The organism is Pedobacter sp. KH_004, assembly GCF_057840755.1.
Map to the genome: position 1 here is coordinate 595346 of NZ_CM174519.1, position 14292 is coordinate 609637.

Here is a 14292-nt window from a genome sequence, read left to right on the forward strand (position 1 = left end):
TTCCATTTGTGCACCTATGAAAACCGAAAATAGGATATTTGTATTATCCAAATTTTTGGTTCTAAAGTAGTCCGCTACAGGGTCTTTTTTTTGAAATCAACAGAATAATAAACAAAATAAACAGCCGCTAATCCATGAAACCTTTAGTTGTTAAATCATCAATTATCGGTTCTAGAAGGCTTAGAAACCTGTCAAGGTGTTCAAAGTATTCCCGCTCATGGGTACTAACCGGGCTCAAGCCCAAAACCTTAAAGGGTTGCTCATTTAAAAGCAACCCTTTTTGCTTCACTTTCAGTATGTTATCGTTGAGCGTTGGGTCAATAAAAGCGTTTCTAAACATATCGTCACTTCATAACAGATAATCTTTAACACCCTACTCATCAGCGTATGCTTCTGTGTAATGTTGCCTTTTTGATAAATCTTATTGAGGTTATTAGGGTAGATAAAATTCGGTCAATAAGCTCATGCTCATTTCGGATTTAGATGGTTGATTGCCGCTTAACGAATAGTTGAGCATTGGCTTTTCATTTTCGAATTTTTTGAAACCAGGTTTTTGTTGCGCTGTTACTTATTGTTTCTGTAAAAGCAGCTGCCGAATGTATTTGGTGATTTTTCAACAAACAGAATGATTTAAGGTTATTTTTAATGTCGGTGTCTAATCTCGTAGTTTCTCCACTGTACTCTATCGTAATAATAACCGAATTTGAAAGGTTATTACACACTCCTGGTAGGGATCCCTAAGAATTTCTTTCTCAACTACCGCTCTTTTTTATATTCAATACTTTTGGAAAACTCCAAAAAAGAGATAATAAAAACCATTTAGTAAAATGACATCAGACATTTGGAATGATTGTACCGATTTGGTGAGGAATTTAGAACTGTAGTCTTTAACATATATGATCATCATTATGGCAAATTTTGCTTTACATAATTTAATTACGATCAATAAAAGAGGGTTTAAAACCGATATTTTAGACGAGCAAGAATTGGTTGTTCACTAAAACCTACTGGTACGTAAGTTTTATCACAATTACAATTCCTCAAGCTATCGATTTGCGTAGTAGGTGTTGGGGTTCCTTAGATTTTTATAATCCATTATTTTGAGCATGATGCTCACCAAAATTCTTTTATAGAACATTCTATTTGCAAATATGCTACACAAATCACTTGCAATCTGGAATCTTTAAGATTTATTAATGATAAGGGAATATTGGCCGCCTAGTTTTGTCAGCAGTAAAAACTATGCTGAACAACACCTTAATCGATTCTTTAAAAATCAACGATCATCGGGCAATGGATGAACTGTTTGACCGTTATTGGGAATTTGTTTTTGATGCCGCATTCAAGAAATCAGGGAATGAGGAAGTTGCTCAGGATATTACGCAGGAAATTTTTATTTCCTTGTGGGAGAATAGAATGGCTATTGAAATTACAGGAAGTTTAACAGGCTACCTTTATGGCGCAGTCAAATATCGGGTAATTAACCACTTCAGGGCTGAAGCTATGCGTAATGGCCACCATGCAGAACTCAGTTACCTGATGAACCTGGAACAGGCCAAAGAAACTGACTCAGCACTTCTTTTAAAGGATTTGAGCCAGGATGTTGAGGCCGCCTTGAACCGCCTGCCAGAGCGAATGCGTTTGGTAGTTTTTATGAGCCGAACACAGGACCGGTCGATTAAAGAAATCGCAGCAGAACTTGGTATATCGGTACAAACCGTAAAAAATCAGATTACCGCTGCCATGAAAATACTCCGCGAAAACCTTTCCTACGTCCTTTTCATCGCGTTTCTTCTTTCTTAACCAAAACTTAACTTAGCGATAACAAGTTTAGCTAGTACCTTTTTTTATTTGAATTGACATCTATTCAAATGACACAGAAAGAAGCAGTCAAATTGCTGCAAAAATATTCGGAAGGAAATGCTGATCAAGATGAGATCAACAGGATTGATCAATGGTACGGTGCATTGCCTTCCTATCAATCGTTAGCTCACGAGCGCAAACTGCAAATCGCAGAGAGCATGCGTCAGCACATCAAACGTGCCACACATTCAAAAAGCGCTCAAAGAAAACTAATTTATTCCCCTTGGATAAAAATTGCTGCCTTATTGCTGGTAACCTTATCAATTGGGTTATTGTTCTGGAAAACTACAGAGCGAAACGGTGAACCACAAATTGAGCTGACGGCTTACACCAACGTTAATGAGCGCAAGGAAATTATATTGCCGGACAGCTCAAAAATTCTTCTCGAACCGAACACTAAAATTTCTTACCCCGCTCATTTTTCAACTGAAAAAAGAATCGTAAAACTTCTTGCCGGAGATGCTTTCTTCTCTGTGGTACACGAACCTAAAAGATCATTTCTGGTAAAATTACAATCCGATCTCGAAGTAAAGGTTTTGGGTACCTCATTCCGCATTCGCGATGTTCCCGATGAAGATCTCATGAACATCACGGTAGCAACTGGAAAGGTTGCCGTACAGCAGGGATCCACGTCACTCGGCGCTTTAATAAAGGGAGACGTACTAAGCTTCGATAAAAAATCGGGAAAGATTGCTGTTCAGGCTGGTACTCGGACAAAAGTGGTAAAAATAGCATTTGACGGCAGTTCATTAGCTGAGGTTATTGAAAAACTGGAATATATCTACAACATTAAAATACAGGTTGGCCAGCAACAGTTTTTGAGTTTAAAATGTACCGCAGACTTCAACAGTGGACAAGAGCCATCAGAAATCCTGGACATCCTTTGCGATCTGCATCACCTGCGACTCATCGAAAGTAAAGATCATAAACGCTTTATAATCTATCAATAATAGAAAAATAAACCCAAAGTAGCAACAGACAAATTTCACTTATACAATAATCAAACAAATGAGAACAACCTCACTCAAGAGGACACTAGCCCTTTTTAAAATCATGAAATATTCATGCTTAACATTTTCAATACTCTGCATATTTTGCAGCTCAATCTTCGCCTCAGCGGGCATGGCCCAGCGGTTGGAGAACAGTAGAATTAGTATCAAAATCACCAAAGGACACCGCTTAACGGAGATTATCCGGGAAATCGAATCCCGCTCAGGACTGAGCTTTGTTTATAATCCGGAGTTGCTTCAAAACAGGAACACCGTTGTAAGTGGCGATTTCAAAAGGGAACCCGTTCGGTCTTTATTGGATAAATTAGGTTTAAAAGTGATGGAGCATGGTAATTATGTGATTTTAAATAATGCCACCTTCAATAAGCCAGATCGTATCGTTACCGGCTTGGTAAAAGATTCAACGGGCCTGAGTTTACCAGGTGTATCAGTAAAAGTGCTGGGTACGCAAACAGGCACCATAACTGATGCTAACGGTGCCTTTAGAATTGAAGTCGGTGCAGAAAGTATACTTTCCTTTTCAATGATCGGTTACCGTACCAAAGAACTAACGGTCGGGGATAACCAGGTGATCAACGTTACTTTGAGCGAAGAACGGTCACTATTGGCCGATGTGGTTGTGGTGGGTTACGGTACACAAAAGAAAGAAACCCTAACTGGCGCAGTGAGTATTGTTTCACTCGATAAGCTGAATTCCAGATCTTTAAATAGCGTTGGCGAAGTACTTGCTGGTAAGTCTCCAGGGGTAATTGTTACCAACGAGGGCGGCGATCCAACCTCAACTCCAAGAATTAACATCAGGGGTGCCGGTGGGATAAACGGTGAAAATGTTTTGTATGTAATTGATGGTTCCATCTTTTCAGGTACGCCACAGCTCAATCCAAACGATATCGAATCGATTTCAGTACTGAAAGATGCTTCTGCAGCAATTTACGGTGCCAGAGCATCAGGCGGAGTTGTTTTGATCACCACCAAAAAAGGTAAAAGCGGAAAAATGCAAATCAGCTTCGATGCTAAAGTGGGTCAGCAAAGTGCATGGCGAAAGTTAGCGCCATTAAATGCTGCGCAACGTGCCCAGGTAGCGGCAACCGCGGCCAAAAATGGTGGTACAACCATTCTTCCAGCTTTTGATGTAGCCAAATACCCTGATGGACAGGTTACCCGTACCAACTGGATGGATGAGGTTTTTAGAGATGGGTTATTACAGGATTATAACGCCGCAATCAATGGTGGAAGTGAAAAATCGAATTATTACATGAGCTTCAATTACCGCAGTGCAGAAGGGATTGTGCTGAATACCAAAACCCAGCGTTATAATTTCAGGATAAACTCTGAGCACCAGGTAACACCCTGGTTAAAAGTTGGCGAAAATCTTTCCTACAGCAATACCAACGGTAATGGCGCAAATACCAGCAGCGATTATACAGGTGCATTGTTATCGGCTATTTACTATCCAACAAACGGAACCCCTTACAATGCCGATGGAAGTTTTGCAGGCTTGCCAGGTGGGCAATATGCCGGCGATTATGGTGATATTGTAAACCCTGTAGCAGAACTTAAGCGGATAGACATCAATAATCCCATCAATGTTTTAGTGGTAAATCCATACGCAACTGTTCAGTTGGCAAAAGGTCTGAGTTTTAGATCCAATATGAGCATCACCAGAAACTCATCTCAATACAAAAGCTTTGTTCCAAAACGGCCAGAAGTGGGCAAGCCGGTATTAAGCAACAGTTTATCAGAAAGTTCAGCGCAGTCCAATGACTTTTTAGCAGAACAGGTACTGAGCTATAAAACAGCGCTCGGATCTCATCAGCTTGATTTCACAGGGGGCTATACTTTTCAGAAAACGCAAAGCCGTGGTTTGTCTGCATCGGGTGCAGGATTTGATGATGAATCTGCGCAATACCGTTATTTAGTTAATGCAACAGTAATTCAGCCTTCATCAAGTTATTATGATGCTAAAGCGATTTCGTCATTTTTCTTGAGGGCTAATTACAATTACAAGGAAAAATACCTGCTTTCGTTAATCGGTAGGAGAGATGGTTCTTCGATGTTGACAAAAGAAAACAGATACAGGAATTATGGTTCTGTTTCTGCGGGCTGGACCATCAGTAAAGAGGATTTTCTTTCATCAGTAAATTGGTTAAACGAGCTGAAGTTAAGGGGTAGTTATGGTATTCTTGGCAACCTGGGTAGTTTACAATCATCAGCGGTCAATCCTTTATTAAGCGCCACGCAGAGTTATTTTGGACAATCGCCAACCTTGCAAACAGGTTATATTCAAACCATTTTGGCCAATAAAAACCTCACCTGGGCAGAAAGTAAACAGACTAATATCGGACTTGATGTTACCGTTTTTAACCGTCTGAGTTTTGTTGCCGATTATTTTATCAAGGAAACCAATAAAATGATTTTAACCAGAACCTTACCTGGTACCGCCGGGCTGAATACGCAAACCATCAACGCTGGTTTGGTTAAGGATAAGGGTATTGAACTGGGTTTAACTTACAACAGCAACAAACAGGTTGCATTTACCTATTCGGTTAATGCAACCTTAACTAAGCTGAATAATAAAGTGGAGGAGCTCGCTCCGGGATTGCAGAACATTGCAGTTGGCACCAATTTTAGAAACGAACTTGCTCCTTTATCCATTAATGTTGGGCAACCTTTATACAGCTATTACGTGTTAAAAACTGATGGGATTTTCCAAAGCAATGCCGAGGCAGATAATTATAAAAATGTAAATGGGCAGAAAGTTCAACCCAATGCAAAAGCGGGTGATTTCAAGTTTGTAGATATTAACGGCGATGGATCAATTGATAGCAAGGACCGTTATTTGGCAGGTAGTGCGTACCCGGATTTTTCATATGGATTGAGCTTTAACGCCAGTTATAAAAATTTCGATTTCAATATTTTCGCACAGGGTGTTCAGGGAAATAAATTATTTAATGCTGTAAAAAGAACTACTTACAGCGCCAGTGGTCCATCATACAACAAGCTTGTAGGGATATTGGATGCCTGGTCGCCAGAAAATCCGGGTGGGAAGGTGCCCATCATTTCAACGAGCGATAACAACGGAAATTTTAATGCCTCTGATTTTTATATTGAAGACGGATCATATTTAAGAATCCGTAACGTAACCCTGGGTTACAGTCTGCCAAAATCGCTGACCAGCAAACTTAAAACAGGTGCGGTTAGAATTTACGCTACTGCGAACAACCTTTTCACCATTACTGATTATTCTGGTTTCGATCCGGAGATTGGTATGGATAATAATGGACTTGATGTAGGCCGTTATCCACAAGCAAGAAGTTTCATCCTGGGATTAAGTGTTAACCTCTAATAATTGAAAAATGAAAACGAATATAAAATATTTAGGCTTATTGGCAGTAGCCGTATTTGCCTCATGTACCAAGCAATTGGATATTACGCCGGAAGGTTCGCCGTCGGCACAGAATTTTTGGAAAACCAAAGAAGATGCGATCAAAGCGGAAGCTGGTATGTATGAAAATTATAATTCAGAGGATTTCTATGGAAGAGGGATGTTTTGGTTTATCAATGCCAGTGATGATATGGTTACAGGGAGAAATAAACCAGAAGGGGACAATATCAAGGATTTTAACAGAAGTTACATCGGTGGAGGCTATACAGAAAGCCAATGGAGCCTGCGTTATGCCATCATCAAAAGAGCGAACGATATTATCAGCAATGTTCCTGGAATTGATATGGATGAAACATTAAAAAAACAGATTATCGGTGATGCGTATTTTAACGCCGGGCTTGTATATTTCCAACTGGCCGCCAACTATGGAAACGATAAAGCCGGCGTTCCGATTGTAACCCCGGAGGGTGATCCGGCGGTGGCAGTTCCAAGAGCAAAAAATGTTAACGAAAACTACGACTATATTATCAACCTGTTTTTAAAGGCGGCAGATAACCTTCCTTTATTTACTGCCATGAAAGCAGCCGATTATGGCAAAGCACATAAAACTGCTGCCTGGGCATATCTTTCAAAGGTATATCTGTACAAAAAAGATTATGCAAATGCGGTTAAGTATGCCGATATGGTGATCACTTCTGGTCAGCATGAATTGATTACAACGGGTTTTGCAGATGTTTTCAAGGCTTCTAACAATTGGTCTAAAGAGTATATCTGGTCTGTAGTATGTACCCCGAGTGGCGGTGGAACAGGTTGGGGAAGCAAATTGCCAGGCGTAATGTTAACCAATAAGGCCTGGGGGATTTACAACGGCTGGGGCTATTATCTGCCTACAAAAGAACTTTATGATTCCTTTGAAGCGGGCGATCAGCGTCGTGAGGCTACCATCTTAAAACCTGGTGATAAATTTATGTTCTTCGGAGCTGAGCGGAGCTTTGCCAGAGATGCCGGGGCGACATCCAACTATCAGTTTAAAAAATATATGGAGCCGTTTACTTATGCCAATCCTATTCCAACTCATGTTAATCCCAATGGGGATAACGGAACAACAGATTTAAACGTTCCTTTGATGCGTTACGCAGAAGTGCTGTTAATAAAAGCAGAGGCTGCGATTGCTTTAAGCGGTACAGGAGCCGGAGATGCAGAACTCAATAAAATCAGGGTCAGAGCAGGCTTATCGCCAAAATCAGGCATGAAGATGGTGGATTTAAAACGTGAACGCCGAAACGAACTTGCCGGAGAATGGGCAGACCGCCACCGCGATTTGGTGAGATGGGAAGACGCACAAGCGACCTACGCAAAGCCTTTGCATGATTTTGATGGAAGCGTGATTTGGAAAGCAAGAACTTTCAACCCACAGGTGCACGATGTTTGGGCAGTTCCCCAAAGAGAGATTGATAACAGTTCTGGTTTAATCAAACAAAACGCAGGATGGTAAAAAGCGCTAGGTCGATATGGATTTTATTTATTTTTTTGGGCATTCATTCAGTTTCTGCGCAGCAGAAACTGAATGCTGGCAATGGACATAGTCATAATGATTATAAACAGCAGATCCCACTTCTGGAAGCTTACTACGCCGGAATGGGTTCTATTGAGGCCGATGTTTTTTACCGTGATGGTGAATTGTTTGTGGCACATGAAAGTAAAGAAATCAACCCGGGTAAAACATTAAAGAAACTTTACCTTGATCCCTTGATCAGGCTCTATAAGGAAAATGATCGACATCCTTACCCGGATCTGAGACAGAAACTTCAATTGATTATCGACATTAAGGAAGATTACCAGAAGGTTATTAGCACACTTTTAGCTGACTTAAAGGGTTATGAGTTTGTTTTTGATCCCAACATTAATCCATCTGCCATTAAAATTGTGATGAGCGGCGACATTCCACCGGTTGATCAGTTCAGGGAGTATCCGCAGATGATCAGTTTTGATGGCCGGCCAGGGAAAAAATATACTGCTGAACAGTTGAAGCGTATCGGCATGATCAGCGATGATATGTCCAACTATTCGGTATGGAATGGAAAAGGTACGCCTACTCCAGCTGATTTACAGAAAATGAAGGCTGTAATTGCAGAAGCTCACACAAAGGGTAAGGCTTTTCGTTTTTGGGCTACAAAAGATAATCCCAACAGTTGGAAGGAACTGGAGCACATGGGCGTTGACTGGATCGGCACGGATCATCCCTCGATGTTGAAAGACTTTTATCAAAACCGTGCTAAGCTCGAATATATAAACCCAGCAGCATACACACCTTACAAACCCAGTTACAAAACAGATGGATTAACCAACAAAGCGAAGAACGTAATTCTATTGATTGGCGATGGAATGGGCCTGGCGCAAATACAGGCGGGTTTGAGCGCAAACTTTGGGCAGTCCAATATGATTAACATTAAACATATTGGGTTTTCAAGAACAGAGGCATCCAATTCAGATTTTACAGATTCGGCAGCTGGAGCAACGGCAATGGCCACCGGTAGCAAAACCAATAACCGGTACATCAGTGTCGATTCAAATGGCAGGCCGCTAAAAGCAATTCCAGAGTTGCTCGCTTCCTACGGTATTGTAAGTGGCATTATCAGTAATGGAGATGTCACAGATGCCACCCCTGCAGCATTTTATGCCCATCAAAACGAGCGATCGATGACGCAGGAAATTGCCGCTGACCTGCTCAACAGCCATGTGAATATACTTGTAGGATCTAAGCGCAAAAGCTTTTTTGATAATAAAAATTCCAGATTGATGGAGCAATTGGCTGGCAAAGGTTATGCCTACCAAAAGGATTTGCAAAGTTTTATTGCCTCAAATACTACAAAACAGCTTGTATTGCTTGATGATTCTGTTACCCGAAGAAAGCTTGATGGTAGAGGGGAAATGCTTAAAGCATCTTTTTTGAAAACAATAGAACTGCTTTCAAAAAACAAAAAGGGATTTTTCATCATGGCTGAGGGTGCACAGATTGATCACGGTGGTCATGCCAATGATCTTCCGTTTGCAGTAACCGAGCAGCACGATTTCGATCGTTTAGTGGGAGAGGCGTTGAGATTTGCCGATCAGGATGGAGAGACTTTGGTTATCGTAACTGCCGACCATGAAACCGGAGGGTTATCACTTTTAGATGCCTCCTATAAAAAAGGAACGGTGAGGGGGAATTTCAGTACTGATGACCACACCAATATTATGGTTCCTGTGTTTGCTTATGGGCCAGGCTCCACCGATTTCATCGGTGTCTATCCAAATACCAACATCTTTTCCAAGATCATTAGGGCTTATCAATTGAAATAGGATAGATTATTTTTCTTTGGAGCGCTGCAGGAAATGCAGCGCTTTTTTTTGCTCGTAAAAATTAATATTAAGGAAATACCGCAAGCTTAGCTTTGCCTCAAAAAAATATCATATCATGGAAAGACGATCAGCAATTAAAAATCTTGGTGGACTCATAATTCTTCCATCTTTGGGATTTAGTGCTAGCGAAAACGGAAAAATGCCAGCACTCAGGATTGCCCACATTACTGATGTGCATCTGAAGAACGAATTTGGTGCACCAGAAAAGTTTATCAAATGCTTACATCACTTGCAATCGCAGTCGCCAAAGGTAGATCTCATCCTTAATGGGGGAGATGTGGTTTTCGATATGAATAAAGAGAATATCTCTACCATTAACGATCAGTGGAAACTGGTCAAAGACACGATGAAGGATGAGTCAAGCCTTCTCGTTCATTATTGTCTGGGAAACCATGATATCTGGTGGAATGAAACCAGTAAAAATGAAGCTTTTTATGGGAAAAAATATTCTATGGATCAGCTAGGTCTGGTAAAACCATATTATAGTTTTGTGCAAGGCGGATGGAAATTTTTGATATTAGATAGCGTTCATCTGGATATAGATCAAACCTGGTACATCGGGAAACTTGGTGATGCGCAGTTTGACTGGCTCGAGCAGGAACTAAAAAATACATCAAAAGATATGCCTGTTCTGGTGATGTCTCACATTCCAATTCTTACGGCTTTGTTAATGATCGAAGATAATATCGTAAACAAATGGACTATGCTCGGTGGCGATATGCATACCGATACGGCAAAGATCATCGATCTATTCTACGAATATCCCAATGTAAAGCTTTGCCTAAGCGGTCATCTGCACATGAGAGACAAGGTGGTTTACAACAATGTAACTTATCTATGCAATGGTGCCGTTTCTGGCGCCTGGTGGAAAGGGCAGCGGCGAGAAACAGCTCCAGGATACGGTGTTATAGATGTATTTGCCGATGGACGTTTTGAAGAAAGCTACGTTCCTTATTAAAAGAGGTTTCGAAAATAGCAGTTACACAAAAAGCCCGGATATCCATCAGGGCTTTTCTTATCAACTAACCTAAACTTGTATATATTAACCAAATATTTACGCCACAAAAATAAGGCTTGATTATTTACGAAACGTTAATTAAACATTATTCTTCTTTACAGATTATCTAGAGATGAACTTCTGTGTAATAGGCAAAAATTGAGGGTTCATTGCTTCCCTGTTCTTTTCGTTGTGCATAGATAAAATTGTACGATTTTCAATTAAGTCCCAAACATCTGTTGAACTCGTGATGAAGAATGTTAATGGTTAATCTTCGAGCGTTTTAAGAAAAGCAATAATTGAATTAATCTCCTTTTTATTCAAATTGAGTTTTTCAGAAGAAAGGGTCTGATTCTCAAGTTTAATGCCGATGCCGGCACCTCCGCCCCGACTATAGAAATCCAGCACTTCTTCTAATGTCTTGTATACGCCGTTATGCATATAGGGTGCTGTTTTGGAAATATTTCTTAAGGTAGGGGTTTTAAAGGAGTGTTTGTATTGTCGATATTGGTATAGCGCATACCTTCCAAGATCACCATCAATCTTGGCCATACTGGTATCTGCTTTTGCCGGAACGCCCAATACTTCCGCTTCACTTTTTGAAAACATTGGGGACTGCGTACCGTTGAAAAGTGGTGCAAAATGGCAGCTCCCACATTTTGCTTTGCCCATAAAAAGGTTGTATCCTGCTTTTTCCGTATTGTCGAGCTGATTTTTTTCTCCCCTCATATACCCGTCTAGTCTTGAGGAGAACGAATTTAGTGTACGGATATAGGATGCCAGTGCATGCTGGATCTTCCATGGATTTATTTTTGTTGTGGTATCACCAAATGCTTTTCTGATGAGCTGCTGATACCTTTTTGATCGGTTAATTCTAAGGCTTGCCTTGTCAAGCGATCCGCCCATCTCTTCGCTCTGATGGATCACATCCAAAGCCTGGTCTTCCAGACTACCAGCCTTAAGATCATAAAAGAAACCTCGCTGTAATGAAGCGTAGGTAAGGGTAGGGGTATTGCGTTCCAAAGTTTTGCCTTTGGTTTGTGCGTTTGGTTTAGCCATTCCATCTGTAAATGCCAAATCGTTCTGATGGCAGGATTGACAGCTTCTGTTTCCTTTATCGGAAAGGATGACGTCACTGAATAACATTTTTCCCAGCATCGCCTTTTCTTTAGTAAGGTACAAGGTACTGTTGCCCACGAACCGGTCGGTCAGTAAAGCATTGCGCTGAAACATGTTTACAGTGCTGTCACTAAAACCTGAACCACTGGATACTGTTGGGATGTTTTCCTGCTTTCTCAGCCGGTCTAAGTTATCGCTGATCCGCTGAAGGTAATTGGTGGTAAATGTTAGTCGGTCAAAGCTGTTGAAATCAGTATTCTTTTCTAGATAACCTCTAGCCGCGGTGATGCTTTCTGCTGTTTTCTGATCATGATAAAGATAAACTGCATTGCCGATGCCCTGCAATGCGGCATCAGCCTCTGTAATGGAACTTAATGCTATCGGCACATCAAAACCTGTAATTCCCAGTGAAGTAATGCGGAAAATTTCCAGCCTGATCGCGTCAAAAATCTGTGCGTCCGTGATCTGGTACTGCTCATTAAATCTGCCTATTCTTTCCAGATTAAGGTTCATTTTTTTTATCTCATTCAGCAGTTGAGTTTTATTTACCTTGGTTGGGGTTTCATAAACCAAGGCTTCCATTACCTGAAAACCGGTCGGATTTTCAATAAGGTTTTCACCCAGTTCAATTTCGTCGATGGGTGCTCCGTTAAGCATAACGGCAGTAGTAGGGAAGAAATATTCAATATAATACTCTATTGATTTGTATTTAGACCGTGCTTTCAGAAATGCTTTTTTGATTTCCTCGTGATCACCTCTCTCTACTGTGGTATAAAACGATAGCTTGACCGATTTTTGCAGGTCTTTGAGTGAACCTGAAAAGGATGTTTTTATTCTGTCCGCAGGATTGTTTTTGGAGGTACAGAATACAGCAAGTAACGTAGAAAAGACAATGAGTGAAATAATAATGGCAATCCTGTTGAAGCGCATGTGGTAAATATAAAAATATCCCTGGCACAATCTGTGACCAGGGATTTTAGTTTGAGAAATGTTTTTAAAAGATGTGCTTATTTTGAGATGCCTCTTACAATAACTACCTGGCCTCCCTCACTGTTGTTAACCAGCCTTGTGGAACCGCCATCAGCATTTTTATATTTATCGCTTGTCCAGGTGTGTGGATGCAAATTAACCGCAAATGTTTCTGGGATGCCCGTAAGAGCAGAGATATCGTACATTGCGCCATACTCCCAGGTGCTTAACTGCAGGTTGTTTGATGGATTGTATTTCGCATTGAATGTAGCATCAGTTCTTCTATGATTCATTCTAAGCATTGGTTTCATTACTTTTGAACCCATTGCATATTGCCAGATGGTACCATCATGATCATTGTTTTTGTAAAATGAATCACCGTCTTCCTGAATATAAACGTAGTTTTCTGTTACGCATAAGTTATCGGGATTGACAATGCTTTTTCCGGGATTATCATTTCCATCTACCGCCACTTCCAGTTTGCCCTTTAATGGATTGCTCTCATCCAGAACCAGTTTGTACACTCGGCCCCACATGGTTTTTCCACTAACGGGAGTGATTTTATCACCCTGGCTGACGCCTGTAGCCGTGAAGTATATTTCCCTGCCATTGGCAGCACTTCCCTTTCTGTAATCAATATCTTCGACTCTGGCCAGCATCAGTGCTTTCTTATCAATGGTCTGTTGTTGCAACTGTGCCCCGGTGCTGCTTTTAACATTGTCAAGTTCAACAAACTCCACATCATAAGCGGTACCTTTATCCATATTGGTTTCGATCGGGTCGTTATTACTTCGTTTCATGACGTACAATTTTCCGTTTTGCAGATCTCCCTGTGTATTGGAAACATACATCGCCAATTGACCATCGCTTTCATCCTCGCCGATAAGGATAACACTTTTACCAGTGTAGCTTGCTTTTGGTAATGGAACAGCATTTTCTGCACTCCACCTTCCCAATGCACTTAAGGTTCTTTGGTTGTTCTTTTTATCAGCAGTGGCTAACGGATCGATCGCATGGATCATGGATTCCGCTCCGCTTTCTCCAGCTGTTAGGAACATTGGCTTTGAAAAACCGTGCTCTTCCGGGGTAGCCAGGGTTGCTGAGCAAAGACGGGTCATTCCTCCATCAGAATCTACAATGTACTCGCCTTTTATGGGTTTGAAGTTTTTATCAAGATACACTCTTGAAACCGATTGAAGGATTTCATGGTTATTGATCATGATGAAGCCTTCGCCACTTGGGTTTTTCAGAATCCCGGCACCATCTGGCTGAGCGCCGAACACAAATGCTGGGGATTCTGGTAACACATCATCGGAACTGATCAATGTGGTGATCTTCAGGGCCTCAAAGCCTGGCATGCTCATCAATAGTGAAGGATTGACAGAATAATCTTTTAAATCGATTGGAGTGGTCGGCGCCGGTGTTTCCTCGTCGCGATCCTTCTTACAAGCGCTAATGGTAATGGCAGCACCTACAAAGGCAGCCACTGCCAGCGCCAGTGACTGTTTGCTGATCAGTTTGTATTTCATAGTTTTGTTTTCCGTTTG

At 41.1% G+C, this 14292-nt stretch carries 9 protein-coding genes; 6 read left to right on the top strand and 3 right to left on the bottom strand.

Annotation, left to right across the window (positions count from 1 at the left end):
- Window positions 1-127: 127 nt before the first annotated feature.
- Window positions 128-340 carry a hypothetical protein gene (locus AC3ITD_RS02780; RefSeq protein ID WP_489363783.1) on the bottom strand — a complete coding sequence of 71 codons (213 nt, stop codon included), beginning with the start codon at window positions 338-340 and terminating at the stop codon, window positions 128-130.
- Between the two features lie 902 nt (window positions 341-1242).
- Here AC3ITD_RS02780 and AC3ITD_RS02785 point away from each other — a divergent pair.
- The 6 genes from AC3ITD_RS02785 to AC3ITD_RS02810 all read left to right on the top strand — a co-directional run bounded on the left by AC3ITD_RS02785 (window position 1243) and on the right by AC3ITD_RS02810 (window position 10618).
- Complete coding sequence (locus AC3ITD_RS02785) at window positions 1243-1803, top strand: RNA polymerase sigma factor (RefSeq protein ID WP_489363785.1); 561 nt, start codon at window positions 1243-1245, stop codon at window positions 1801-1803.
- A gap of 68 nt (window positions 1804-1871) precedes the next feature.
- Window positions 1872-2813: a FecR family protein gene (locus AC3ITD_RS02790; RefSeq protein ID WP_489363787.1), complete on the top strand. Its 942-nt coding sequence runs from the start codon at window positions 1872-1874 to the stop codon at window positions 2811-2813.
- Between the two features lie 103 nt (window positions 2814-2916).
- Window positions 2917-6219, top strand: coding sequence for a SusC/RagA family TonB-linked outer membrane protein (locus AC3ITD_RS02795; RefSeq protein WP_489363789.1), 3303 nt, complete (start codon window positions 2917-2919; stop codon window positions 6217-6219).
- 10 nt (window positions 6220-6229) lie between these two features.
- Window positions 6230-7753, top strand: a complete 1524-nt coding sequence (locus AC3ITD_RS02800; RefSeq protein ID WP_489363791.1) for a RagB/SusD family nutrient uptake outer membrane protein — start codon at window positions 6230-6232, stop codon at window positions 7751-7753.
- The gene (locus AC3ITD_RS02805) at window positions 7747-9600 is read left to right on the top strand and encodes an alkaline phosphatase (protein ID WP_489363793.1); all 1854 of its coding nucleotides are present in this window, start codon (window positions 7747-7749) and stop codon (window positions 9598-9600) included. The genes AC3ITD_RS02800 and AC3ITD_RS02805 overlap by 7 nt, the downstream gene beginning before the upstream one ends.
- Window positions 9601-9715: 115 nt before the next feature.
- Entirely contained in the window at window positions 9716-10618 is a 903-nt protein-coding gene (locus tag AC3ITD_RS02810) for a metallophosphoesterase family protein (protein ID WP_489363795.1), read from the top strand.
- 306 nt (window positions 10619-10924) lie between these two features.
- Here the strand turns inward: AC3ITD_RS02810 and AC3ITD_RS02815 are convergent, their stop codons facing one another.
- Together AC3ITD_RS02815 and AC3ITD_RS02820 are read right to left on the bottom strand one after the other, a co-directional pair.
- A complete protein-coding gene (locus tag AC3ITD_RS02815; RefSeq protein WP_489363797.1) occupies window positions 10925-12706 on the bottom strand; it encodes a cytochrome-c peroxidase in 1782 nt (593 codons plus the stop codon).
- A gap of 77 nt (window positions 12707-12783) precedes the next feature.
- Window positions 12784-14274 (bottom strand): PhoX family protein, encoded by a 1491-nt coding sequence (locus tag AC3ITD_RS02820; protein WP_489363799.1) that lies wholly within the window; start codon window positions 14272-14274, stop codon window positions 12784-12786.
- Window positions 14275-14292: the final 18 nt, after the last annotated feature.

What these genes read in the sequence shown, in the direction of transcription:
- AC3ITD_RS02780 (WP_489363783.1), bottom strand. Translation starts at nt 340, where the DNA reads ATGTTTAGAAACGCTTTTATTGACCCAACGCTCAACGATAACATACTG.
- AC3ITD_RS02785 (WP_489363785.1), top strand. Translation starts at nt 1,243, where the DNA reads ATGCTGAACAACACCTTAATCGATTCTTTAAAAATCAACGATCATCGG.
- AC3ITD_RS02790 (WP_489363787.1), top strand. Translation starts at nt 1,872, where the DNA reads ATGACACAGAAAGAAGCAGTCAAATTGCTGCAAAAATATTCGGAAGGA.
- AC3ITD_RS02795 (WP_489363789.1), top strand. Translation starts at nt 2,917, where the DNA reads ATGAAATATTCATGCTTAACATTTTCAATACTCTGCATATTTTGCAGC.
- AC3ITD_RS02800 (WP_489363791.1), top strand. Translation starts at nt 6,230, where the DNA reads ATGAAAACGAATATAAAATATTTAGGCTTATTGGCAGTAGCCGTATTT.
- AC3ITD_RS02805 (WP_489363793.1), top strand. Translation starts at nt 7,747, where the DNA reads ATGGTAAAAAGCGCTAGGTCGATATGGATTTTATTTATTTTTTTGGGC.
- AC3ITD_RS02810 (WP_489363795.1), top strand. Translation starts at nt 9,716, where the DNA reads ATGGAAAGACGATCAGCAATTAAAAATCTTGGTGGACTCATAATTCTT.
- AC3ITD_RS02815 (WP_489363797.1), bottom strand. Translation starts at nt 12,706, where the DNA reads ATGCGCTTCAACAGGATTGCCATTATTATTTCACTCATTGTCTTTTCT.
- AC3ITD_RS02820 (WP_489363799.1), bottom strand. Translation starts at nt 14,274, where the DNA reads ATGAAATACAAACTGATCAGCAAACAGTCACTGGCGCTGGCAGTGGCT.